This window comes from Chryseobacterium sp. WG14, assembly GCF_024586945.1.
GTDB lineage: Bacteria > Bacteroidota > Bacteroidia > Flavobacteriales > Weeksellaceae > Chryseobacterium.
On sequence record NZ_JALCZD010000020.1, the window covers coordinates 17,238 to 42,086 of the forward strand.

A 24,849-nucleotide genomic window follows, 5' to 3' on the forward strand; every position below is an offset into this window, starting at 1 on the left:
TAATCAGGTTAATAGGTCTCAAAAATATGTTTTAAAATCGCCTTGTCATCGTCTGTTAGAGAGACTTTTCGTCTTCCCATTGCTCTTTCTGCAACTTCATACACTTTATCCAACTTAAACCTTTCATCATCTTTAAGCCCACCCCATGAGAAGTTTTCTACAAGATTGGGAGGGAAGCCCGGTTTAAAGATATTGGAAGCCACGCCAATAACAGTTCCTGTATTCAATTGGGTATTGATTGCTGTTTTTGAATGATCACCTACGATCAGACCTGCAAACTGTAAGCCTGTATCTTCAAAAGCTTTAGTCCTGTAGTTCCAGAGTTTTACATGGCTGTAATTATTTTTAAGGTTGGAAGAATTGGTATCGGCTCCGAAGTTACACCATTCTCCTATAACGGAATTCCCGATAAAGCCTTCATGCCCTTTACTGGTATAGCCGAAAATAATAATATTGTTTACTTCACCCCCTACTTTACAATGGGGCCCGATAGTAGTAGCTCCATAGATTTTGGCTCCAAGATTAAACTTAGAATCATCTCCTAATGTAATAGGACCACGAAGATTACAGCCTTCCATTACTTCAGCATTTTTACCGATATAGATTTTCCCTGTTTTGGTATTCAGGGTTGAAAATTCAATCTGTGCTCCTTCTTCAATAAACAGATCTTTCTTATCTCCTAAGAATCCATTGGTAGAAGAAAGTTCCTGTGAAGTTCTTCCTTTTGTAAGAAGTTCAAAATCAAAATCAATAGCATGGTGATTATAGGTAAACAGATCCGCAGGCTTCTTAAAGAAAATAAGCTTTTCCTTAATATCCGTCATTTTTTCAATCTGATGTAAGGAAAAATCTTTCATGTTAATTCTGGCCGCCACCAATTCGTCTTCATATACCAGCGCCTCTCCCTGTTTAAGTTCTTTGATCTGCTGAATGACTGATTCTGTAGGTAAAAAATTGGCAACCAGAAAAAGACTCTCTGTATCTTCAGGATTTTTAAACTTATTCTGAAGATAGTTTTCTGTAAAATAAGAAACTTCATTATTCTCCAGGATTTTCTGCCATCTTTCTGAGAAAGTGAGGATTCCGCATCGCATTGCTGCAACAGGGCGGGTAAAAGTAAGTGGAAGAAAGTCTTCCCAATATTGTGCGTCTGAAAATACTAATTGCATTTTTTAGAAGTTAGAGATTAAAAGTTAGAATTCAGAGACTGAAATTCTATCCAAAACAAAAATACAAAAAGATGTGAGAAGTTAGAATAGGATCAGGTGCAAAAATTGGGAGTAATAAAAACTTACATCAATATACCTTCTCTTTAACGCAAAGTTCTACTTTTATTACGCTTTATCTGGGCAGCCACATCACGTTATGACACAAAAAAAGTCTCCCAAAAGATTGGAAGACTTCTATATTTTGATAGCAAAAAATTACTTAGCGAATTTTTTGTATTTGTTCATGAACTTATCTACTCTACCTGCAGTATCAACTAATTTTACTTTACCAGTGTAGAAAGGGTGAGAGGATGAAGAGATTTCCATTTTGATCAAAGGGTACTCTTGTCCTTCATACTCGATAGTGTCTTTTGTTTCTGCAGTAGACTTGCAAAGAAACACCTCGTCGTTACTCATATCTTTGAAAACAACAAGTCTATAATTTTCTGGGTGAATTCCGTTTTTCATAATACTATTTTTAAAAAAATTAAAGTTTGCTTCCGAAATAGTAATGGATATTTCTCTGCTAATTTTAGGTTGCAAAAATACAACATTTTTTTAAATATGCAAATACTGAATTCAATATTTTTTTAATGATAAGAAATTCAAAGTATTTTCGTTAAATTTGGAACTTACTTAAACTTTAATTTCGATGAAATTCAAATTATTACTGGCTTTTTCTTTCTGGGTACTGCTTGCCGCAGTATCGTGTAATAAGGACGATATTACGTTTGATGCCCCTTCACAGGAGCTGCGTTTTTCCAGGGATACGGTATTTTGTGACACGGTATACCACCAGGTTCGTTCAGAAACCTATGTTGTAAAAGTATATAATAATGAGGATAAAGATATTCTAATCCCAAGAATTAACCTTGAAAAAGGAGCCGCTTCTTTATATAGAATTAATGTAGATGGAAAACCAGGATATGATTTTAAGGATGTTCCTTTAAGAAAGAAAGACAGTCTTTTTATATTTGTTGAAATAGCTCCGGAAGCTTCAGGACCTGAAGCCATTGCTGAAGATAAAGTTCTTTTCTCCGGACCTGCAGGCCAGCAGCATGTCACTTTATTTTCTGTGGTTCAGGATGCTGAGTTTTTTATTCAGACGTCCACTAATCCTAATATAATTGCAAATCATACTACATGGAATAACAATAAGGCCAAGATCATCTACGGAAACCTTACCGTTAATCCGAATATCATGTTGAATATAGAACAGGGTACTAAAGTATATTTCCACCAAAACAGTGGAATGAAAATTTCTTCAGGGGGCACTTTAAATATCAACGGAACACAGGATCAACAGGTGATTATTAGGGGTGACAGAAATGATTTGGATCATGATACCCTTCCTAAAAACTGGAACTCAATCAGAATGGAAGCCAATTCAACACTGAATATGAACCATGCAAGACTTTTTGGAGGAACCAGGGGTCTGGATATGAGACAGACTACCGCCACCATTAAAAACTCATTCATCCATACGTTCTTTGAATATGGAATTTATGCAGTAGCTTCTACAGTTAATGCCAATAACCTGGTAATGAACAACTGTGGTTCATCCTGTATCGGAATTTTCAGAGGTGGAAATCACACCTATACTCATGCCACGATTGCCAATTATTCAAGAAGCATGAGTTCTTTTGACAGAAAAGGAATTTTTGCAACCAATGAATGGAAAAATGATGCAGGGCAGACCGAACAAGGCGCTTTACAGCAGCTTATCCTGCAAAACAGTATTGTCTATTCTGACAGAGATAATTCTGTTCAGTTTGAACAGACACCGGGGCAGCAGTTTGAATTCTTAATCCAAAACTGTTTATTAAAATATTCCGGAACATCGGAAGCAGGTTTCCCTTTCGACAATAATACCAATGTGGTACAAAGTATCAAAAATGAGGAACCTCAGTTTGTCAATTATTTCATGGCTAAAATGAATTTAAGGGTAAAAACGCCTTCTCCGGCCAGAGGTAAAGGAAATGTAACAGTGGCAGGAACGGTACCTTTTGATATCGTGAATGTATCCAGAACCACTAACCCTACTCTTGGAGCTTATCAATAATGGAAATCACTCATCTACAGCAGCAGGTTGACGAATGGATAAAAACCATCGGTGTACGATATTTTAATGAGCTTACCAATATGGCGATGCTGACCGAAGAAGTGGGCGAAGTTGCCAGAATCATTGCCAGAAGGTATGGTGAGCAGAGCGAAAAAGAAAGCGACAAAAGCAAAGATCTTGGAGAAGAACTGGCAGATGTTCTTTTTGTTACTTTATGTTTGGCCAACCAGACTGGAGTCAACCTCCAGGAAGCATTTGACAAAAAAATGAAAATAAAAACTGATCGGGATAAGGATCGCCATCAGAATAATGAAAAATTAAAATAAGATCTTCATCAGATTTCAGGTAAGCATATCTGAAATCTGATGTCCGGATTTTGAAATATGAAGAAATAATGAAGCTAGAGAAATCAACATTAACTGGAGATAAAACAGTACAGATCAGCGGTTCGAAAAGTATTTCGAATCGTTTATTGATTTTGGAAAGTCTGTTTAGCAATATAAAAATCGGAAATCTTTCCAATTCTCAGGACACGCAGTTGCTAAAAAAAGCATTATCTGCAAATACTGATGTGGTGGATATTCACCATGCGGGAACAGCCATGCGTTTTCTTACATCCTATTATTCAATTCAGGAAGGGAAAACAACTGTTCTTACCGGCTCAGGGAGAATGAAAGAAAGACCTATCAAAAATTTGGTAAGCGCTTTGAGAGATCTTGGTGTGGACATTGAATATTTAGAAAATGAAGGATTTCCTCCTTTAAAAATCACAGGAAGAAAAATCACTCAAACCCAGGTGAATGTTCCTGCCAATATTTCAAGTCAGTTTATTACATCTCTTCTTCTTATTGCAGGAAAACTTGAAAACGGACTGAAGATTAATCTTGTCGGCGAGGTAACGTCAAGATCTTATATTGAAATGACCCTGGATATTTTAACAAAATTTGGAATTACAAGCAGCTTTGAAGGAAATACCATACAAGTAGAACACCACTATGAGGATAGTGAATCTTCAGCATTAAGTTATGAAGTAGAAAGTGACTGGAGTTCGGCTTCTTATTTCTACTCTATCTGTGCGTTGGGAAGAAAAACAATTTATTTAAAAAGCTTTTATAAAGAATCTACTCAAGGGGATTCGGCCATTGCAAAAATCTATGAAGACTTCTTCGGGATTAAAACGATCTTTTCTGAGGATGAGCATAAAATCACATTACAACCTCAGCCGGATTTTTCTTTTCCGGAAAAAATCGTATTGGATATGAACAATTGTCCGGATATTGCACAGACTCTTTGTGTAACTGCGGCAGCATTACAAATTCCTTTTGATATTTCAGGACTGGGAACTTTAAGAGTGAAAGAAACCGACAGATTACTGGCTTTATATAATGAGCTGAAAAAACTGGGAACGGAAACGGAAATCACGGATCTAACTATCAAATCTATCCATTTTGGGAATCCGCAAGAAAATATTTCTATTAAAACCTACCAGGATCATAGAATGGCGATGAGCTTTGCTCCTTTTTGCCTGATCAAAGAGCTTAGTATCGAAGAGGAGGATGTTGTAGAAAAGTCTTATCCGATGTTCTGGGAAGACCTTGCCTCTGTAGTTACAAAATAATTTAAGAATGTGGTAATTTGAATAAGATTATAAGTCATTTCAAATTACTACATTTAATACATCATATCCTTCCATGAAAAAATATTTAATTTTATTTTCATTACTACTTCCATTGTCAGTTTGGGCGCAATACCTGCTTCCCAATGAAGAAATTCTGTATTCTTTTGAAACGAAAACAGGAAAGAAAATGGCCTTGGTAAAAGATAAAGAGAACGGATACATTCAGTACCGTTTTGGGAGTAAAGATCATGTAGAAATGGAATTTCCCGCTGAAAAGACAAAAGACAGCTGGAAAAAATTCAGGTACAGATCTTATATGAGAGGAGGAGGAAAACAGAATGCAGGAATGGAGCTCAACTATTTGACCTTTACCAATAAGGAGTATCAATATCAGCTTTTCAGAACATACTACGCAGAAGATAATTCCTATTCTACCGGTATCACAGTAACCGACACTAAGGGTAAAGAGACCAATATCAACGGTATATACAAAACGATAAAAGGGTGCATGTGCTATTTGAAAGAATCCGGACTGATCGAAAAAGAAGATACCGGATTATAAATTCAAATATAGCTGTATGAAAAGTCTTTTCTCTTTAATTGCTTTATTGCTGATCACTTTTTATAATGCCCAGGGTCTGAAAAATTTTCCGACACCGAAAGGATATACAAAGATTGCCGAATCTAAAGGAGACTTGGATAAGGACGGAAAAGATGAAGTGGTGATTATATTTGATACTGATCAGAAAGCTTCAGAAAACGCAGACAATCCGGAATTTAAAGATTATAAAAGAGTTTTCTACATTCTGAAAAACGAGGATAACAGCCTTAAGGTCTGGAAGAAAAACGCCACCGTTCTTTTTTCAAGCGGAATGGGTTTTTACCCTGAAGAGAATACTCCTCCGGAAATTTCTATCAAAAATAATGCACTGACGATTTCACAGACATTTAATACCAATTCAAGACATACCCAAAATTATAACCATACTTTCAGGTTTCAGAATGGAGATTTCTATTTGATAGGTTCCCATGATCAATTTGAAGACACCTGTGATTTTATTTTTTTGAATGAGATCAATTTTTCAACAGGAAAGGTTATCGTTGATAAAGAATATTCATCCTGTAATGATGAAACGAAAGCACCTGATCCTTTTCACAAGGAGTTTACCCATAAGCTGAAAACCCTTATAAAGATGAATGACTTTACCATTGGAGGGCATCAATTCAGAATTCCCGGTTCTGCTGATGATCTCTTTTTTTAGAATGTAGATTTCTTTCTTATTTATGTCATACAAATTAATCATCTCTTAAAATTAAATTAACTCCTTATATCTTGACCTATTCTTATTTTTAGCTTACCTAAAAATATAATAAAACTATGTTCAAGAACCACATGAGACGTTTTACTACGATGAGTCTTAGTATTGCCACCGCAAGTTTATTTTTCTCCTGCTCGGATGCCAGTACCGAAAGAGAGGTAAATGATAATGGAATAACATCTGTAGAAAAAGCCAACTACAGAAATGCTGCACTTCCTATAGCCATGAACAGCTGGATGTCCGGCCTTCAGGATAACATTTCAATTTCAAGGATTTCTATTCCTGGTACTCATGACTCCGGTGCTACCAGAGAAATCCCTTCTAACAGCGGTACGGCAAAAACCCAAAACCTCAGTATCGGTGAACAACTCAATACAGGGGTACGTTTTCTGGATATCCGCTGCCGGCATATTGACAATTCTTTTGCGATTCACCATGGTCCTATTTATCAGAATCTGAATTTTGATGATGTCCTTACTGCCTGCTATTCATTTCTGGAAAGTCATCCTTCAGAAACCATCATCATGTCTGTAAAAGAAGAATATGATGCTTCCAATACGACCAGAAGTTTTGAAAGTACTTTTGATTCGTACATTCAGAAAAATCCATCAAAATGGGATCTGGGAACCAATATCCCCAATCTTGGACAGGTAAGGGGGAAAATCAAATTATTAAGAAGATTCTCAGCAGGAACAGCCAAAGGGATCAATGCAACTTCATGGGCAGACAATACTACATTTGAAATCAATAACAATGGCGCTCCAATGAAAGTCCAGGATTATTATAAGGTAACGAATAATGATGATAAATGGGCAGGCATTTCATCTCTCCTGAATGAAGCCAAGAATGATGGCAGCAATAAGCTTTTTGTCAACTTTACAAGTGGCTACAAACCGGGAATCTTCGGAATACCAAGCATCCCTACAGTTTCCAACAGCATTAATCCTAAATTGAAAACATTCTTCCAAACAAATACACAAGGAACTTACGGGGTAATGCCTATAGACTTTGTCAATGCTGAGTTATCTGAGCTGATCGTTAAAACAAATTTTTAGAATCTTAAATTTCTAAGAAATACAAAAAACCGGCTGCTTCAAAAGTGAAACAGCCGGTTTTTATTAGATCAATTAATATATCTGAATAATCTGTGTAATCTAATGTTATAAGAATTTTAATAATATGATGCTTTCATTCCTTATTACAATCAACAAGACAATCTCAATAATGAAACATCCTTATTCTTATACATTATTTCTGAATACCATATGCTGCCAAAATCTTATTGAAGATCTCTGTATTTTCAAACAGCCCTGTAAATTCTTTGGAATTGGGTCCGTACGCAAATACACTGGAAGGAATTGAAGTGTGATCATTGGTACTGAAGTTTCCAAATATCCATCCGTCTTTAAGGCTACCGTCCAGAAGCGTCAATCCTCCAGTTTCATGGTCCCCTACAACGATTACTAATGTCTCTTTATTTTCATCAGCAAACTTCATGGCTTTCCCTACCACCTGATCAAAATCCAGTAACTCGGTTACCAGCTGCTCAATATTATTACTGTGTCCTCCTCCATCGGTCTGTGAAGCTTCAATCATCATAAAGAATCCTTTTTTATTGTTCTTTACTTCGTTTAAAGTAAGATCAAACGCATCAGCCAACCAGTTTCCTCTTCCATTCGTAATTCTTTGTGAGGCTAAAGGATCAATAATCAATGTACGGTTGTTTATTTTGCTAACCGATTTCAAATCATAGAATACATCTACTTTTGCCTCTTTAAACTTCTGCAGGTTTTCCTGAGACAATCCATTGGTAGGGCCTCCGATTAAAATTTTTGTTTTGGAAGAAGCAAAGTCTTTCAGTATCGGCTCTGAGCTATTTCTGTTATCTGAATGTGCATAAAAATCTGCAGGCGTAGCATCGGTAACATCTCCTGTAGAAATTAAACCGGAAACCATTCCTTTATCTGCTATAATATCAGGAATCTGTGCCAAGGCTTTTCCCATATGGTCTACTCCCACAAATGTATTTTTGGTTTTTACCCCTGTAGCAAAAGCAGTAGAACCGGGAGCTGAGTCTGTAATATAGGCATTGGAAGAATTGGTTTTGGACAATCCTGTAGACTTCATATTAAAAACATTCAACTTTCCTTTATTCGCTGTAAATGCAGCATAGTACTGTGGTAGCGACGTTCCGTCCGGAATCAGAAGGATCACATTTTTCACCTTTTTAGCTAAACCATCCGTTTTATAAGTGGGCGTATAGGTAGTGTATTCTTTGGTATTTTTATAAAAGTTTTTAGGAATGGTATTCATGAACTTTTTAAGATCCGGAATATGGTCGGTATTGATATAATCCACTCCCATATCCATAAAATTCACCCAAGCATTAGGGAAATCAGGAGCTCCGTAAAAACGCATTGGTTTTTGCTGAACATGGGCTTTTTCCACTGCTTTTTTAATCTTATCGGTTTCTTCATCCCTTGGAATTCCTTTCCCATTCCATTTTATAAGCTCAGGTAAATCTGCACTGAACATTCCTACCCTTTTCAGTTGGTCCGGAGTATAATTTTTCTCAAGATCTCCATCAAAATAAAGATAGCTGGGATAGTTTTTAAAATCACCCGGCTGGGGCCTTCCTCCCGTAATCACAATTTTAATTCCAGCATCCCCTGTAATCTCAGGATATTTTTTCAGGGTACTTACTAATGCATTCAAAGAAGTCTTATAATCCTGCTTGATGTCAATAAGCAGCTGCAGCTTTTTATTGGCATCCGGATAAATATGTCCTTTATTCTGTTTAATCTGTTTCGAGATATTGTCCAGATAAAGGTTTTCTAAGGTCCGGTCTGAAGACAGTTCTTTTTCCGTATGGCCTACCCATAGTTTACCTTTTACCAGGAAAACATCTGCTTCAATAGAACCAAAATTAGCATAATAAGCCTGCCAGAAAGGGATTTCCTGCATGTAGTCATTATGAGAATGGGCATTGCCCACATTATAATTTAAATAATTCTGTGCCTGATTTTCAGAGAAAACAGCCAGGGCCAATACAGCCAAAATCTTTGATAATTTCATACTATTTTTGAAAAAAACTATATCACCACAGCAGTTCTGTGATGATATAGCGGATAATATATATTAGACTAACATTTTACCAACCTTCGTTTTGTTTAATAACATTATGGCTGTTTACAATTTCAGCTTGCGGAACGGCCCATACGTTATGTACAGCAGGGTTAAAATTTCTTGCACCCCATACTTCCTGATTGTTTATCCCGTGAAGAGGTTTTGCATACGTTTCTTTAGCATCTCCCCAGCGGACAAGATCTCTGTGACGGTCTGCCCATTCTCCTGCAAGCTCACAACGTCTTTCGTGCTTCAGGTCAGCCATAGTACATCCGAATTTTGGAGCTAAGCCTGCACGTTGTCTTATCATATTGATTTCTACGTCAGCATTGCTGCCTTTCATCAGTAAAGCTTCAGCTTTGATGAGGATCACCTCAGCATAACGCATAATCGGAACGGCAAGATCTGTACACGGATAATCCCCGTTGGCACTTACGTGGCCACTGTTCAGCTGATATTTAAATGCATCCATGTATTTATTGAACTGATAACCGGTAAGGGAATTGGAAGAAGCATAGGTTCTTTCTGTTCCGTTAAAAGTAAACTTATCACCCAATTTCAGAATCGTTGCACTTCTTCTGAGGTCCCCTGTTTCATATTCATCATACAGCTCTTTTGTCGGCTGGAAATATCCCCATCCATTATATTCTCCCCATCCTTTGTTTTCAAGCATTACTCCCGGAAGAATACTTCCCACCGAATTAAATTTAGGGGTACTTGGTATTGACCAGATATATTCTGAGCTATAATTATTTTCGGCTTTAAAGACATCCTTATAATTGCTCAACAGGTTTCTGTTTCCTTTTGTAATGACTTCATTAGCCCAATATTCTGCATTCTGCCAGTCTTTCATAAACAGATACACTTTTGCCAACAATGCCCATGCCGCGGCTTTATGAGGTCTTCCAAAATCCTTTGCCGGAAGTTCAGCCTGAGCTGGCAACAGTTCTGCCGCCTTTTTCAGGTCATTCACAATATAGTTGTAATTCACCATTACATTAGCGGCTCTTGGAATAGGATTGGGATCCGGTTCTTTTGTACGGTCTATAATAGGAATTCCCGCTTTTTCATTTCCATAATTATAGGCTAGCTCAAAATACATCCGACTGCTCATAAATAAAGCTTCACCCAAATATTTATTCTTTATAGCTGCCGAAGTCTGAATATTGTCAACATTACGGATCACACGATTAGCAACTCCGATTACATTATATCTTTTGTTCCATTGTGTTTCCAGATCTCCCGCTGCTATATAATTGCTGCTGAAGTTCTTGGCATTATCCGCCTCACTCTTCGCCCTTCCTGTTACCATATCATCACTGGCATTGATAAACCAAAAGAAACCTCGTCCGTAAAACTCTCCGTCAGACAGAGGTTTATACATAGCATTAGCGCCGGTGATCAGATCATTTTCCGTTTTCCAGAAACTGGCTTCCGTAGGAGTTCCTTCAGGCTGAATATCCAGCTCTCCCGTACATGATAAAAGCATTGCCGATATTCCTGATACTAAAAATATTTTATTGAAAAATTTCATTTTTTTACTTTTTGTTGTTTAAAATTATAATCCTATTTCCACCCCGAAAATGAATGAGCGTGACTGTGGATATCTTCCGGTATCTACTCCATAAGAATTCATTCCTACTTCGGGATCAAAACCTGTATATTTAGTAATAGTGAAAAGATTATTGGTGGTCACATAGATTCTAACCTTATTCACATCCAACTTTTGGTAAAGCTCTCTCGGTAATGAATACCCGATGGTCAGGTTCTTCAGTCTTAGATAAGAACCGTCTTCTACATAGAATTCTGATACCTTGGAATAGTTTCCACTTGGATCACCATGTACAAGCCTTGGAATATCAGTATTGGTATTCTGAGGAGTCCAGGCATTCAGGATATCTCTGTCCATATTATAATTCTGCCCTGTTCCTCCCGGATTTAAGGAAATAAACTTCATCCCGTTAAAAATCTTATTCCCGTATACTCCCTGTAAGAAAATATTAAGGTCAAAATTTTTCCAGGTCATATTGTAAGAAAATCCATAAGAGAATTTAGGATATGGACTGCCAAGATTTACAAAATCCTGGTTGCTCAGTACCCCTGTATTTCCATCTTTCTTCAGGAATTTAATATCTCCAGGTTTCGCATTGGGCTGAATAAGATTCCCATTAGCATCTTTATAATTATTAATCTCATCCTGAGACTGGAAAATACCACCTGTTTTATATCCGTAAAAAGAATATAACGGATCTCCTATTTTTATACGGGTCGGTTTCAATACCCCTCTTACTCCATTGTCATTAATAAAAATTTCATCCACATCAGCAAGCTGTTTCACCGTATTTTTTAGTTGACTAAAAGTAACTCCCACTGAATAAGTAAAATCCCCTGTCTTCTTACCACTATAGTTAATTCCTAATTCGTATCCTTTATCCTGAAATAATCCGGCGTTCACATACTGGTTATTATAGGTAGCCGTACTTGGTAAGCTCACATTAAAGATCTGATCTTTGGAGTTTTTCACGAAGTAATCAAACTGTAAAGAAAGACTGTTGTGAAGGAAAGAAGCATCTACTCCAAAGTTAGTCTGTTCAGATTTTCCCCATTTCAGATCCGGATTAGGTCTCGTTGTAGCATAATAGGCAATATTCTGCGAAGGATCCTGTCCAAAAATCACATTATTATCCCTTGTCATTAAAGGATTGACGGCCTGAGGAGAAATACCTCCAAGATTTCCTAAGATACCATAGCTTCCTCTAAGTTTTAAGTTTGACAACCAGGAAATATCATTCATAAAACTTTCCCTGGATACTACCCAAGCTCCGGAAACAGCGTAGTAATTAGCAAAACGGTTCTGCTTTGCCACTAATGAAGAACCATCACGTCTTCCCAGCAAACTGATGATATACTTCCCTGCGTAATCATAATTTAGTCTTGCCAGATAAGATACCAAAGCCTGTTTGAATCTATAACTGGATACTTCTTTATTCGTATCTGCGGCATTCTGAAGATGCTGGAAAACATCTGCCTCACTTCTGAAATCAAAAGATTTTGCCAGAAACCCGTCTTCAACTGTTTTCTGAAAAGTAAAACCTGCCAGGAAATCAAAATTGTGTTTACCTGCAGTAAACTTATAGGTAAGAAGCTGCTCTGCAAGGGCAGTAGACGTATTATTAGACTGGTATTCTAAATTGTTCGTATCAAATATTTTCCCAACTTCCAGCACTCTGGAAGTAAAATTCTTTACATTTCCTATTTTAAATGTCTGTGAGAAGTTGGATCGGAATTTCAAATCTTTTGCCAACGTAATTTCAGCATAGGGATTAATTAAAATTTCATGGGTAGGATTCCTGATATTGATCCTTTTAAGATAGGCTACAGGATTGATCATATCTCCGTAACCACCGGCTACATCAATAGGTAACCCGGAAAAAGCTCCTGTTTGGGTATATACGGGAACATTCGGTGGATAATACATGGCGGCTATCAAAGCTCCCGTATAGCCACTTTTAGTATCTGCCGTATTTCCGTCAGAGTAATTATAGTACATATTCTCTCCAATCGTCAGCCAGTCTTTCACTTTATGCTCAGAGTTCACTCTGAAATTATATCGCTTTGCCTGGGTATTCAATAAAATACCTTCCAGCGCTCTATGGTTCATTCCCACATAAAATCTGGACTTTTCTCCACCACCGCTTAAATTAAGGTTATATTCCTGGATCGTTCCTGTACGGAAAATCTCTTTCATCCAGTCTGTTCTGGTAATTCTTCCGTCAGGATATTTTTCAGGATTAAAAGCAATAGGTAAACTACCCAGCTTACCGGCATTTGCATAAGCCTGGTACATCACATCCTGAAATTCAGCCGCATTTAAAGACTCTTTCAATCGCCATGCCTCGTTAATACCATATTTAACATCAAAGTCTACAGTAAGGACTCCTTTTTTCCCTTTTTTAGTGGTAATAAGGATCACCCCTCCGGAAGATCGTGCTCCATAAATTGCTGCAGAAGCATCTTTAAGAACAGAGATATCCTGAATATCATTCGGGTTAATAGATGGAGTTCCGTTGAAAACCACTCCGTCTACCACGTAAAGAGGGGTTTCTCCGTTAATACCTCCCAAACCACGGATATTTACTTTGGGAGAACCGTTAGGATCACCTCCTTCATTCACTACCGTTACTCCGGGAGCCTTCCCCTGAAGAACCTCTCCTACTCCTGACAAAGATCTGGAAGTAAGTTTATCCAATGAGGCTTCGGTAACAGCACCGGATACTTTGCTTTTTTTCTGCGTTCCATAGCCCACAACAATAACCTCATCAATGGCTTTTTCTTTTAAGCTGTCTTTTTTTTGAGATAGAAACATCGGTGAAACCGATATTGCACCAATAAGTAAAACCCTCCCCGTCAGATAAGAAACTGAAACAGGGACTTTAAATACATTCATGACATCCTTTTTAATTAGATGCAAAATTAGACCAGCCTTAACCCGGGCGGCATTAAGCTTTCCTTATGTTTTTATTAAGAAATTTTAGCTTAATTCGAAATGCACATACAATACAAAACACGCAATACTCTGATTTAAAGACAAATAAACAAATAAAGTAGTCATTCCATTTATATTATGGACAGCATTAAGATTAATTTTACTTTAAGTTTAATCACTCCGGGACAATAGATCAGCACATCACTAAACAGCAGGTACCTCATGTCTTATATTTAGAAATAATAACAGACTTCCCTTTTCTTTTTTTACATTTGCTGAAAAATAGAGCTTTCTTTAAGCAGCTGATAGAATCAACCTCAGCAGACTGCTTATAAAGAAATAAAAGAACAATTAAATCATACAGATTAAATGACCATTATCATCACAGGAACATCATCAGGAATTGGTTTTGCATTGGCCGAATATTTTGGTAAAAAAGGGAACAAAGTATATGGTTTAAGCCGAAAATATACGGAAAGTCAGTACTTCAAGTCTATTCCAACGGATGTTACTGATAATACTGCGGTTCAGAATGCTATTACAGAAATTTTAAAAACTGAAAGCAGCATCGATGTTCTGATCAATAATGCAGGAATGGGAATGGTAGGAGCTGTGGAAGATTCTACCCAAGAGGATATCTTAAAACTATTCAGCCTGAATCTGGCAGGTCCCGTTCAGATGATGAGCGCTGTTCTTCCGAAAATGCGTGAGCATCAATTTGGAAAAATTATTAATGTTTCCAGTATCGGAAGTGAAATGGGACTTCCTTTCCGTGGTTTTTATTCTGCATCAAAATCTGCATTGGATAAAGTAACTGAAGCGATGAGGTATGAAGTTTACCCATGGAATATTGATGTATGTTCTCTTCATTTGGGAGATATCAAAACCAATATTGCAGAAAACAGGGTGATAGCCCAAGTTTCAGAACCTTACAAAAATGTGTTCAATAAGGTATATGCTTTAATGAACTCTCATGTCAATGACGGAACAGAACCTGTAGAAGTAGCAGAATATATAGAAAAGCTTTTAGGAAAAAATAAATGGAAAGCTCATTATTATTTTGGTAAATTCGGGCAGAAGATTGGAGTTCCGCTGAAATGGATTCTTCCACAGGGAGTTTATGAGAATTTAATGAAGAAATATAATAAACTGGATTAGTTTCAGTTATTAAAAAGTTATTTATATTTTAAACTATTAAGGTGATTGAGTTGTTAAGAATGAAGATGAACTTCGCTTATTCGGTTCATTTACTAAAGTCAGAGTGACTGTCTGTATCTCAAGATAATTCTTAATGATGTAAGCCCAGCTAAAATTGAAGTTATTTCTAAAAATATTTTTTGTGCTGTTCTGCGTTTTTATCCAAGCGCAGAAAAAGCATTATTGGCTTATTGATACGGAAACAAAGGTTAAGAAAAAGGTCAAAGATTCAGCGTCTGCCGTAAAGTTTCTGGATTCATTAGCCCAAAACAATTATTTCTTCACCCAGCTGAAAGAGGTAAAAATAAAAGGCGACAGCACTGAAATTTTTTTCGACAAGGGCAAAAATTACAACGAAACCTATGTTGACCTTTCTGATTCTATAGTTCAGAAGCTCAAGGTTCAGAAAGATTTTTTCACCAAAAATCTGGATTCCACAAAAAAAAGTATCAATAAAAAATATATTGATGACGGCTATTCCTTCAGCAGAATTAAATCAAAATATAAAGGCAAAAAAAATGGATTTCCCGTTATAGAGTTGGATATCAATAAGAATGACAAAAGAACTATTGATGGATTTGTGGTCAAAGGCTACGAGAGGGTTCCAAAAAGATTTATTAAAAATCTGGAAAAGGAGTTTAAAGGAAAAACCTATGACGATAAAAATCTGATAGCCGTCAACAAAAGTTTTCAGAGTCATCCTTTTGTAACACTGGAACGCCAGCCTCAGACTTTATTCACCAAAGACTCTACAAATATTTATCTTTTCCTGGAAAAGAAAAAGACCAATAGTTTTGATGGGGTAATCGGTTTTGGAAATGACAAAACGAATAAGTTTACCTTAAACGGAACCATGAATGTCAACTTCAGAAATATGTTCAATGGTTTTGAAGCAATTAGTTTATATTGGCAGAGAAACCCGGACAGAGGGCAGACTTTTGACCTGCAGGTTGATATTCCTTATCTTTTCAAATCCAATATCGGGCTGAATACAAAGGTGAATATTTACAGACAGGATTCTACTTTTGCCAATGTCAAATTCCTTCCTGCTTTTTATTACCACCTTAATAACCGGAACAAAATCGGTCTGCGCGGAACTTTAGAAACTTCAAGTATTATTGATACTTTATATACCCAGGGAAAGGATTATAACAAAAGAGGAATAGGGATCTGGTATGAGATGACTGAACCTACCGATATTGATCTTTTTCTTTATAAAACAAAGATCAGTGCCGGATATGATTTCTTAACGACCACCTATACAAAAGATAACATCAAAGCTACCCAAAATCAGTTTTACTTTTATGGGGAGCACAATTACCATATTTCCGGAAACCATTTTCTTAATATAAAAGGTGAAGGCCGGATGATGGATTCTAAAATGGAATTTTCCACCAATGAATTATTCCGCTTTGGAGGCTGGAATTCCATGCGGGGTTTCAATGAAAACTCCCTTGCGGCAGATTATTTCTATTACGGAGGTTTAGAATACCGGTACTTAATTGGTAATCAGGCATTTTTCGACCTCTTTGGACAGTACGGACAGCTCAATAATAAATCATTGAATGTAAAGCCCAAACTCTACAGTGTCGGGCTCGGTTTTAACTTCTTTATTCCGATAGGGCTGATGAGCTTCCAGCTCTCCAATGGTAATGAGTTTGGAAATCCGTTTAAGTTTAATGATATTAAAATTCACTGGGGAATCCTGAGCAGGTTCTAAAAAATTCTTTTTCCCATTTCCATGATCCTTTAATAAATAAAGCGAAAATATCTTATAAAGACGGCTTCTTACTTTACCATTTTATTAATTATTATTGTTAAAAAATATTAAAATCATATTTTTAATTTAACATAACATTAAAACACAGGTAATAGTGTCAGGGTATATTTGCCTTCAAAAAAATGAAGAAGACTTTAGCTAGTTTTGCAATTTCTCTGCTTCCTCTTTATTTTACAGCTCAGGAAATTAATATTTCAGGAAATGTAAAATCTGAAAACGGAACAAGTGTTTCCGGAGTCAATATCACTGACAAAAATACCGGTAAGACGGCTAAGACCGATGATAATGGTAATTTTACCATCTCGGCCAATCCCAAAGACATTATTGAATTTTATTCTCCGGACTTTTCTTTGTACACTATAGAAGTTTCTTCAAAAAAACAGTATGCGGTAACTCTGAAAAAGGTGAATGAAAAACAGCTTGAAGGTGTTGTCATCACCGCTTTGGGGATTGCAAAAAAGAAAGAAAAGATTGGGTATTCTACTCAGGAAGTAGGCACCAAGCAATTTGAAACAGTTACTACTCCCAGCATAGGAAATTTGTTCTCCGGTCAGGTAGCCGGTCTTAATGTATCCAACCCTACCGGCATGCAGCAGGCCCCGGATTTTACTTTAAGGGGAAACTCTAACCTGGTTTTTGTTATTGATGGAGTAATTGTTGAAAAAGAAGTTTTTCAAAACCTGGATCCCAACAATATTGAGAACATCAACGTTCTGAAAGGAGCTACTGCTTCTGCATTATATGGCTCCAGAGGGAGGTATGGTGCCGTGCTGATTACTACGAAAAGTGCTAAAAAGAAAGGTTTCTCTGTAGAATTTTCACAAAATACAATGATTACCGGCGGGTTTACCAATCTTCCAAAAACTCAAACCGAATATGGAAATGGCTCCCATGGAAAATATGAATTCTGGGACGGAGCAGACGGTGGTGTGAATGACGGAGATATGATCTGGGGTCCAAAATTCACCCCCGGACTTCAGATTGCACAATGGAACAGCCCCATCAGAGATAAAGTAACAGGACAGATTGTCCCCTGGTATGGAGCCGTGACAGGAACCCAGTACAATGATAAATCAAGATATGAAAGAGTTCCCATCGACTGGAAGTACCATGATAACTTAAATACATTTCTGAAGCCAGCAGTTATCAACAATAACAACTTCTCTATAAGCTATAAAAACAATCAGGATATATACAGACTTTCGGGAAATTTCATGAATTACGATGACCGGGTTCCCAACTCTTATCTGCAGCGTTATGGCGTGAATTTTTCTTCGGAAAATCATTTGGGAGAGAAATTCATCTTCAATACAAAATTCAATTTCAACCAGACTTTTACACCGAGTACCCCCAATTATGACTACAATCCAAGCGGACATATGTATACCATTCTGATCTGGATGGGTGGTGATGTTGACGGAAATGCACTGAAAAATCATATGTGGGTTCCTGGAAAAGAAGGTACTTCACAGGCAAACTGGAATTATGCATGGTACAATAACCCATGGTTCGGAGCTGAATATTATAAGAATAAGAACCGAACCAATATCATCAATGCTCAGGCCGGTCTGGAATATAAGGCTACAAAAGATTTCTCCGTAAAAGGTAAGATATCTATTGTTGAAAATCACAATAAACAGGAAAAGCTAAGCCCTTATTCTTATTTCAATTATGATGCTCCAAGAAGTGGGGGTTATATCCTTAATGATTCCAAAACATGGAACCTTAACTATGATGTATTGGCAACTTATAAGAAAAAGATTTCCGAAAATTTTGATATTACCATTAATGCCGGAGGTTCTACATTCTACTATAAAAATAATATAGACAATAAATCTACTGATGGACTGAAAGTTCCGGAACTTTATACGCTTGACAACTCTATCGGGGCTATAAAATATTACTCCTATCTTAAAGAAAAGCTGATCTACAGTGCCTATTCAACCATTGATATCGGGTTGTACAACGCCTTTTTCATCAATATTTCCGGGCGTAATGACTGGTCTTCTACCCTGCCTAAGGCTAACAGATCTTATTTCTATCCGTCAGCTTCCGTTAGTGCTGTCATTTCCAACCTTGTCAAAATGCCTGAAGCCATTAATCTCTTAAAGCTTTCAGCATCATGGGCAAAAGTAGCCTATGACTTTAAACCTTATTCTACCAGAAATTATTATGTAAATAACGATGGGATTACCTTTAATGGAAATCCTACCTATTATTACCCTACCATTCTGAATATTGAAAACTCTTTAAAGCCTGAGCAAACCAAGTCTTATGAATTGGGAGTAAGCGCAGGGTTATTCAAAAACAGGGTTAGCTTGGATGTCACTTATTTCAGAACACTGGATTATAATAATATCCTTAAGTTCCCAAGTGCCCAATCATCAGGTTTTACCTCTCAGTATGTCAACGGGAACGAATATACTACAAAAGGACTTGAAATTTCATTAGGATTAGTTCCGGTAAAAACCAAGGATTTCACATGGAAATCATTGGTCAACTGGAGTACTTATGAACAAAAGCTTACTTCCATTTATGATAATATGCCCAACTACAATAATATCAAGCTGGGTGAAAGAATGGACAGCTACTACGATTATACATGGCAAAAGTCTCCGGACGGAAAAGTGATCCTTGATGCAAAATCAGGTATGCCAACAAGAGCCAATGCACCGAGCAATCTGGGGCATTTCAACCCGGACTGGACTTTCGGATTTAATAACAACTTTAAATATAAAAAGATATCCTTAAATATAGGAATCGACGGAAGCATTGGCGGAATAATGAGATCCCAGGTGGTAGAAAAAATGTGGTGGGGAGGAAAACATCCGAACTCTACCGCTTATAGAGATCAGGAATACGCTAACCCGGGAAGTTATTATTTCGTTCCCGATGGTGTCAATTATAATCCAACTACAGGGCTTTACACGCCTCATACCAAAGCAATCAGTTTCCAGGATTGGGCACAGAACTACCCTTATCAGGCAAGAGTTACCCAGGACGAGAGTGATGTATTTGCCAACGTCTTCGACAGAACTTTTATCAAACTAAGGTCTGTCGTATTGGAGTATGATTTTTCATCTTTACTCAATCCGAACGGAGTGATCAAAAGCTTTACGGCAAACATTTCGGCTTATAACCTGGCAATGTGGAAAAAATCTAAAAACCTTTATTCCGATCCTGACTTCCAGATCAAAACAGGCAGGGAAGGTGACATCAGTAATGATATTCAGGATCCTTCAAGCAGATGGTTCGGAATCGGATTTAATCTTAAATTTTAATTAAGTACAGAATACAATGAAAAATAATATAAATGGTATTGCTAAAATTGCATCGCAAAATGGTAAAACTGCGAAATGGCTTACTATAAAATCGCTACTTATTGCCGGAACGCTGGCATTGGCATCATGTGAATCCAGTCTTGATAAGATCAATGAGAATCCCAATGATAAGGCAAGCGTTGATCCCAAAGTTCTTCTGACCTATGTTTCAAAAGATGCTTTTCAGATAAACGGTGATAATATGTATGCTTCCCGAATGATGATCGGAACGGATGGCGAGAACACTTACCAGTACATGAAATGGAATGACACGTCTTTTGAAGTCTATACAAAAGGGCTTTTGAACACGGCAAAGATGATGCAGGAAGCTGAAAAAATAAACAATAAAAACTATGTGGCTATAGGAAAGTTCTACAGAGCCTATTATTTCTTTACATTAAGTTTAAAGGTTGGGAGTATTCCTTACAGTGAAGCTGTAAAAGGAGAATCCGGAATTACCCAGCCCAAGTATGACAGCCAGGAAGCGGTAATGGCCGGAATTTTATCTGAACTGAAAGAAGCCAGCAGCCTTATCAATTCCAATGATAAGATTGAAGGGGATATTATCTATAATGGAGATGCTGCAAAATGGAAAAAACTAATCAATTCTTTCCGTCTCAAGATCCTGATCACCATGTCTAAGAAAAGTACCGTTGGAAACTACAATATCGCCACAGAGTTTGCCTCTATCGCCGGAAGCCAGCCTCTGATGACTTCCATTGCAGATAACGGTGAACTTAGGTTTGCAGATGCTGCAGACAGCCGGTACACTATGTTTAACAACAGTGGTTATGGATCAAGCTTATATATGGCTGATTATTTTATCAATATGTTCAAGGCCCGACAGGACCCACGTTTGTTTACATTTGCAGCCCAGACTACCGGTGCAAAAGAAGCGGGAAAAGCTATTACCGATTTTACAGGATATAATGGCGGAAATCCTACCTCACCATATTCTGATAATGCAACATTGATTACGGCAAAAAACATTTCTAAAGTAAACGACCGTTTCTATAAAGACCCTACCAATGAACCTTCATCGGTATTAAGTTATTCTGAACAGGAGCTTATTCTGGCTGAAGCTACGGCAAGAGGCTGGATCTCCGGATCTGCAAAAACTCACTATGATAATGCTATCAAAGCAAGCTTCAGCTTTTACCAGACCTATGTAAAAAATCCTAACCAGTATTTCGCCGGGTTTAATGTGAATCAGTATCTGGCAACGCCATTGGTTGTGTATGACGATGCCGCTCCTCTACAGAATCAGCTGGAAAAAATTATCACTCAAAAATACATGACCATGTTCCATCAGGCACAATGGACCTCGTATTATGATTACCTGAGAACAGGCTATCCCGATTATCCGCTCAAGGCCGGAGTTTCTGCCCCATTCAGGTTCAGATATCCACAGTCTGAGTACAATTACAACAGCTCTAATCTAAAGGCTGCCCTTACCGTTCAATATGGAGGAAATGATAATATTAACTCCAAACCTTGGTGGCTGCAGTAAGATTTTAATTATTTTTATATTCAACAAGAAACCGCAGGAAAATCCTATTAACTTGCGGTTTCTTTCTTATTACGATTGAACATGAACAGAAGAGAATTTTTAGAAAAATCGAGCCTTTTACTGGCCGGATTGGGAACTTCAAGCGTCCTTCATCCTTCTATCTTAAAAGCATTAGCTATTGAACCTGCAGCATTATCTACGTTTTATGATGCGGAACATGTGGTCATCCTGATGCAGGAAAACCGTTCTTTTGATCATGCTTTTGGTGCGCTTAAAGGAGTAAGGGGATTTTTAGATCAGAGGGCTTTTATAAAACAGGACGGGCATTCTGTTTTCTTCCAAAAGGATAACAACGGAAAATATGCTTCTCCTGCCAGGCTGGATCTTAAAAATACAAAATCCACATGGATGAGCTCCCTGCCCCATTCATGGTCTGACCAACAAAAAGCTTTAAATAAAAGGAAATATGACCAGTGGCTTCAGTTTAAAGCTTCAGGAAATAAAGAGTATAAAAATATCCCGCTTACTTTGGGATATTACAACCGTGAAGATCTTCCATTTTATTACCAGCTGGCCGACGCATTTACCATATTTGATCAGTATTTCTGTTCTTCCCTTACCGGGACTACCCCAAACCGCCTGTTCCATTGGTCCGGAACTCTTAGGGAGCAGCAAAACGGTAAGGTAAAGGCCAATGTTTACAATGATCATATTGATTATGATAAGGCTAGACAAGCGAAATGGAAAAGTTTTCCCGAAATTTTAGAAGAGAAGAATGTTTCATGGAGAATTTATCAGAATGAAATAAGCCTGCCTAAAGGAATGTCCGGTGAGCAGGAAGCATGGCTAAGTAATTTCACAGATAATCCTATTGAATGGTTTTCAAATTTTAATGTTAAATTCTCAAAGGGATATTTTCAGAATATTCCCAATATGATCAGTTACCTGAAAAAAGAGATTGAAAAAAATCCCGGTCAGAAAACAAAACTTGAAGCCATAATTACGGAACTACAGGAAGATCAGGTAAAATACCATCCGGATAATTATTCAAAACTTTCCCAAAAGGAAAAAAACCTTCACGAAAAGGCCTTTACTACCAATTCTAATGATCCTGATTTCTGGAATCTGGAAATCGGTAACGATGAAAACGGAGAAAGATTGGTTGTTCCGAAAAGTGATGTCCTGTTCCAGTTCCGAAAAGATGTAGAGGAGAAAAAACTTCCATTGGTTTCATGGCTGGTAGCTCCCGAACATTTTTCCGACCATCCTGGATCTCCCTGGTATGGAGCCTGGTATATTTCTGAGGTTTTAAATATTCTGACTAAAGATCCTGAAATCTGGAAAAAGACAATCTTCATTATTAATTATGATGAAAACGACGGATATTTCGACCATGTCCTGCCTTTTGCACCTCCTCTAAATCCGAGTCAGCCGGTTGATATGAATGGAAAAGAAGGTGTGGAATATGTAGACAAATCCCAGGAATATATGTCTACCCTTCCATTACAGGACCATGAAAGAATTGAAGGAACTGTAGGCTTAGGCTATAGAGTTCCTATGATCATTGCCTCACCATGGACAAAAGGAGGTTTTGTGAACTCGGAAGTGTCGGATCATACTTCAATACTTCAGTTTCTTGAAAATTTTATTAAGAAAAAATTTAATAAAGATGTTCATGTGGACAATATCAGTGACTGGAGAAGAGCTGTGTGTGGAGATCTTACTTCTGCTTTCAATTCCCCGAGTGTAAAAGCTCCGCAAATGGACTATCTGAATCAAAAAGATTTTGCAAAAACCATTAATGCAGCAAAAAACAAACCTGTTCCTGATTTAAAATGGTATTCTGAAAATGAACTTAATAATACTCTCCTGCACATTCAGGAAAGGGGAACCAAACCATCCAATGCACTTCCTTATCAATTCCACGTTAATCTGGAAGGAGGAAAGATCAGGATGTCCAATTTAAAAGACAATGGTGTCCCTTTGCTGTTGTATGACAGAACCCAATTCAACAGTACAGATTATCATTTTTCATATGCTTTATATGCCAAACAGGAGCTATCGCATCCTGTACGTGCTGCTATTTATGATTATGAAATTTTCGGTCCTAATGGATTTTTCAGAAAATTTAAAGGAAATTCCAGCCCGGAAATAGAGGTTATGCTCATCAATCATACTCCCAAGAACCAGGTTGAACTGATCTTCAGAAATAATCAAAAAAGAAATATTCCGATACTCTTAGAAGACCTCTACGAGAAAAATAAGAAAACCTTAACTTTAGATCAACCTGAAGAAAAAATACTGATTGATCTCAGTAAGAATAAAGGCTGGTATGACATAAAAGTAATATGGGAAGATCATATCTGGCATTTTGCAGGAAGGGCAGAAACCGGAAAAGCTTCGATTTCGGATCCTCATTGGGCTTAAAACCTTCTCAATAAAACTTAAAATCCCGTATACTTTTTGTACGGGATTTTTCATAATTACATACTCTAATTCCTTTATTATTCCCAATCATATTCAAATATAAGAACGTAATATTTAACAATATAAAAAATAATGTATATTTTTTTCATAGTATGTTGAATTTTATTACCTTCACTAAACTAATTATTTACATCATGAAAAAATTAAAATTAACAATTGCAATGTCTCTATTTGCGGTAGCCATATCTACTGGTATCAGTGCACAAGATACCAATACAGACAATCATACGATCACCATTTCAGTTCCAGAAGTTGCTCTGGTTGACATTGAACCTGCTGCTACTAAAAACCTTACATTGGGATTCACAGCTCCTACAGAAGCCGGTAATCCTATTATTCCAAGTACTGCCAACACTACGCTTTGGCTTAATTACTCTTCTATCAAATCTGTTGCTGATCCTACACGTAACGTAACCGTAAGCCTTAATGCCATCATTCCTGGCGTAGATATTCAAGTAACTGCAGCGGCAGCTACCGGATCCGGGGGAGGAACATTAGGAACATCTGCGGGACTTTTAACATTAAGTGCTGCCGACCAAACTATTATTTCGGGAATTGGAAGTGCTTACACAGGTAATGGTGCCAATAACGGACATAATCTTACTTATGCTCTTGCAGCAGGAAGCGGCCCCGGAGGTGTAGCAGCTTATGCGGACCTGCAGGCAACAGCCACTACAACAGCCACTGTTACTTACACTATATCAGATAATTAGAATTTAATAAAATTCAATTCTGT

Annotated in this window: 17 protein-coding genes; 12 read left to right on the forward strand and 5 right to left on the reverse strand. The window is 37.3% G+C overall.

Annotation, left to right across the window (positions count from 1 at the left end; translation table 11 throughout):
- Positions 1–8: 8 nt before the first annotated feature.
- Together MP478_RS22045 and MP478_RS22050 are read right to left on the reverse strand one after the other, a co-directional pair.
- Positions 9–1,169 carry a putative sugar nucleotidyl transferase gene (locus MP478_RS22045; protein WP_257190050.1) on the reverse strand — a complete coding sequence of 387 codons (1,161 nt, stop codon included), beginning with the start codon at positions 1,167–1,169 and terminating at the stop codon, positions 9–11.
- A gap of 255 nt (positions 1,170–1,424) precedes the next feature.
- The gene (locus MP478_RS22050; RefSeq protein ID WP_047489008.1) at positions 1,425–1,676 is read right to left on the reverse strand and encodes a type B 50S ribosomal protein L31; all 252 of its coding nucleotides are present in this window, start codon (positions 1,674–1,676) and stop codon (positions 1,425–1,427) included.
- A 184-nt stretch (positions 1,677–1,860) separates the two neighbouring features.
- On the opposite strand from MP478_RS22050, the gene MP478_RS22055 reads away from it, so the two are divergent.
- The 6 genes from MP478_RS22055 (at position 1,861) to MP478_RS22080 (ending at position 7,262) form a co-directional block, all read left to right on the forward strand.
- Positions 1,861–3,270 (forward strand): hypothetical protein, encoded by a 1,410-nt coding sequence (locus MP478_RS22055; protein ID WP_257190051.1) that lies wholly within the window; start codon positions 1,861–1,863, stop codon positions 3,268–3,270.
- Positions 3,270–3,596 carry a nucleotide pyrophosphohydrolase gene (locus tag MP478_RS22060; RefSeq protein ID WP_047488591.1) on the forward strand — a complete coding sequence of 109 codons (327 nt, stop codon included), beginning with the start codon at positions 3,270–3,272 and terminating at the stop codon, positions 3,594–3,596. Before MP478_RS22055 ends, MP478_RS22060 begins: the two co-directional genes overlap by 1 nt.
- A 68-nt stretch (positions 3,597–3,664) precedes the next feature.
- Positions 3,665–4,888, forward strand: coding sequence for a 3-phosphoshikimate 1-carboxyvinyltransferase (locus MP478_RS22065; RefSeq protein WP_257190053.1), 1,224 nt, complete (start codon positions 3,665–3,667; stop codon positions 4,886–4,888).
- 73 nt (positions 4,889–4,961) lie between these two features.
- A complete protein-coding gene (locus MP478_RS22070; RefSeq protein ID WP_257190054.1) occupies positions 4,962–5,450 on the forward strand; it encodes a hypothetical protein in 489 nt (162 codons plus the stop codon).
- Positions 5,451–5,466: 16 nt separating this feature from the next.
- The gene (locus MP478_RS22075) at positions 5,467–6,150 is read left to right on the forward strand and encodes a hypothetical protein (protein ID WP_257190055.1); all 684 of its coding nucleotides are present in this window, start codon (positions 5,467–5,469) and stop codon (positions 6,148–6,150) included.
- Between the two features lie 116 nt (positions 6,151–6,266).
- The gene (locus MP478_RS22080; RefSeq protein ID WP_230037344.1) at positions 6,267–7,262 is read left to right on the forward strand and encodes a phosphatidylinositol-specific phospholipase C; all 996 of its coding nucleotides are present in this window, start codon (positions 6,267–6,269) and stop codon (positions 7,260–7,262) included.
- Positions 7,263–7,455: 193 nt separating this feature from the next.
- On the opposite strand, the gene MP478_RS22085 is transcribed toward MP478_RS22080, so the two are convergent.
- The 3 genes from MP478_RS22085 to MP478_RS22095 all read right to left on the reverse strand — a co-directional run bounded on the left by MP478_RS22085 (position 7,456) and on the right by MP478_RS22095 (position 13,780).
- Complete coding sequence (locus tag MP478_RS22085) at positions 7,456–9,282, reverse strand: alkaline phosphatase (RefSeq protein ID WP_257201676.1); 1,827 nt, start codon at positions 9,280–9,282, stop codon at positions 7,456–7,458.
- Between the two features lie 76 nt (positions 9,283–9,358).
- Positions 9,359–10,867, reverse strand: coding sequence for a RagB/SusD family nutrient uptake outer membrane protein (locus MP478_RS22090; RefSeq protein ID WP_257201677.1), 1,509 nt, complete (start codon positions 10,865–10,867; stop codon positions 9,359–9,361).
- 24 nt (positions 10,868–10,891) lie between these two features.
- Positions 10,892–13,780, reverse strand: a complete 2,889-nt coding sequence (locus tag MP478_RS22095; RefSeq protein ID WP_257201678.1) for a TonB-dependent receptor — start codon at positions 13,778–13,780, stop codon at positions 10,892–10,894.
- A gap of 408 nt (positions 13,781–14,188) precedes the next feature.
- Between MP478_RS22095 and MP478_RS22100 the strand changes: the two genes are divergently transcribed.
- The 6 genes from MP478_RS22100 (at position 14,189) to MP478_RS22125 (ending at position 24,826) form a co-directional block, all read left to right on the forward strand.
- Complete coding sequence (locus MP478_RS22100) at positions 14,189–14,977, forward strand: SDR family oxidoreductase (protein WP_257190059.1); 789 nt, start codon at positions 14,189–14,191, stop codon at positions 14,975–14,977.
- 181 nt (positions 14,978–15,158) lie between these two features.
- A complete protein-coding gene (locus MP478_RS22105; protein WP_257190060.1) occupies positions 15,159–16,736 on the forward strand; it encodes an autotransporter assembly complex family protein in 1,578 nt (525 codons plus the stop codon).
- A 182-nt stretch (positions 16,737–16,918) separates the two neighbouring features.
- Positions 16,919–20,077, forward strand: coding sequence for a SusC/RagA family TonB-linked outer membrane protein (locus MP478_RS22110; protein ID WP_257201679.1), 3,159 nt, complete (start codon positions 16,919–16,921; stop codon positions 20,075–20,077).
- Between the two features lie 16 nt (positions 20,078–20,093).
- Entirely contained in the window at positions 20,094–21,626 is a 1,533-nt protein-coding gene (locus MP478_RS22115) for a SusD/RagB family nutrient-binding outer membrane lipoprotein (RefSeq protein WP_257201680.1), read from the forward strand.
- An 81-nt stretch (positions 21,627–21,707) separates the two neighbouring features.
- Positions 21,708–24,053: a phosphocholine-specific phospholipase C gene (locus MP478_RS22120; protein ID WP_257201681.1), complete on the forward strand. Its 2,346-nt coding sequence runs from the start codon at positions 21,708–21,710 to the stop codon at positions 24,051–24,053.
- A 194-nt stretch (positions 24,054–24,247) separates the two neighbouring features.
- On the forward strand, positions 24,248–24,826 hold the full coding sequence (locus MP478_RS22125; protein WP_257201682.1) for a hypothetical protein: 579 nt from the start codon (positions 24,248–24,250) through the stop codon (positions 24,824–24,826).
- Positions 24,827–24,849 lie beyond the last annotated feature (23 nt).

Excerpts from the sequence above, each read along its gene's own strand:
- MP478_RS22045 (WP_257190050.1), bottom strand. The coding sequence starts at position 1,169 with ATGCAATTAGTATTTTCAGACGCACAATATTGGGAAGACTTTCTTCCA.
- MP478_RS22050 (WP_047489008.1), bottom strand. The coding sequence starts at position 1,676 with ATGAAAAACGGAATTCACCCAGAAAATTATAGACTTGTTGTTTTCAAA.
- MP478_RS22055 (WP_257190051.1), top strand. The coding sequence starts at position 1,861 with ATGAAATTCAAATTATTACTGGCTTTTTCTTTCTGGGTACTGCTTGCC.
- MP478_RS22060 (WP_047488591.1), top strand. The coding sequence starts at position 3,270 with ATGGAAATCACTCATCTACAGCAGCAGGTTGACGAATGGATAAAAACC.
- MP478_RS22065 (WP_257190053.1), top strand. The coding sequence starts at position 3,665 with ATGAAGCTAGAGAAATCAACATTAACTGGAGATAAAACAGTACAGATC.
- MP478_RS22070 (WP_257190054.1), top strand. The coding sequence starts at position 4,962 with ATGAAAAAATATTTAATTTTATTTTCATTACTACTTCCATTGTCAGTT.
- MP478_RS22075 (WP_257190055.1), top strand. The coding sequence starts at position 5,467 with ATGAAAAGTCTTTTCTCTTTAATTGCTTTATTGCTGATCACTTTTTAT.
- MP478_RS22080 (WP_230037344.1), top strand. The coding sequence starts at position 6,267 with ATGTTCAAGAACCACATGAGACGTTTTACTACGATGAGTCTTAGTATT.
- MP478_RS22085 (WP_257201676.1), bottom strand. The coding sequence starts at position 9,282 with ATGAAATTATCAAAGATTTTGGCTGTATTGGCCCTGGCTGTTTTCTCT.
- MP478_RS22090 (WP_257201677.1), bottom strand. The coding sequence starts at position 10,867 with ATGAAATTTTTCAATAAAATATTTTTAGTATCAGGAATATCGGCAATG.
- MP478_RS22095 (WP_257201678.1), bottom strand. The coding sequence starts at position 13,780 with ATGAATGTATTTAAAGTCCCTGTTTCAGTTTCTTATCTGACGGGGAGG.
- MP478_RS22100 (WP_257190059.1), top strand. The coding sequence starts at position 14,189 with ATGACCATTATCATCACAGGAACATCATCAGGAATTGGTTTTGCATTG.
- MP478_RS22110 (WP_257201679.1), top strand. The coding sequence starts at position 16,919 with ATGAAGAAGACTTTAGCTAGTTTTGCAATTTCTCTGCTTCCTCTTTAT.
- MP478_RS22115 (WP_257201680.1), top strand. The coding sequence starts at position 20,094 with ATGAAAAATAATATAAATGGTATTGCTAAAATTGCATCGCAAAATGGT.
- MP478_RS22120 (WP_257201681.1), top strand. The coding sequence starts at position 21,708 with ATGAACAGAAGAGAATTTTTAGAAAAATCGAGCCTTTTACTGGCCGGA.
- MP478_RS22125 (WP_257201682.1), top strand. The coding sequence starts at position 24,248 with ATGAAAAAATTAAAATTAACAATTGCAATGTCTCTATTTGCGGTAGCC.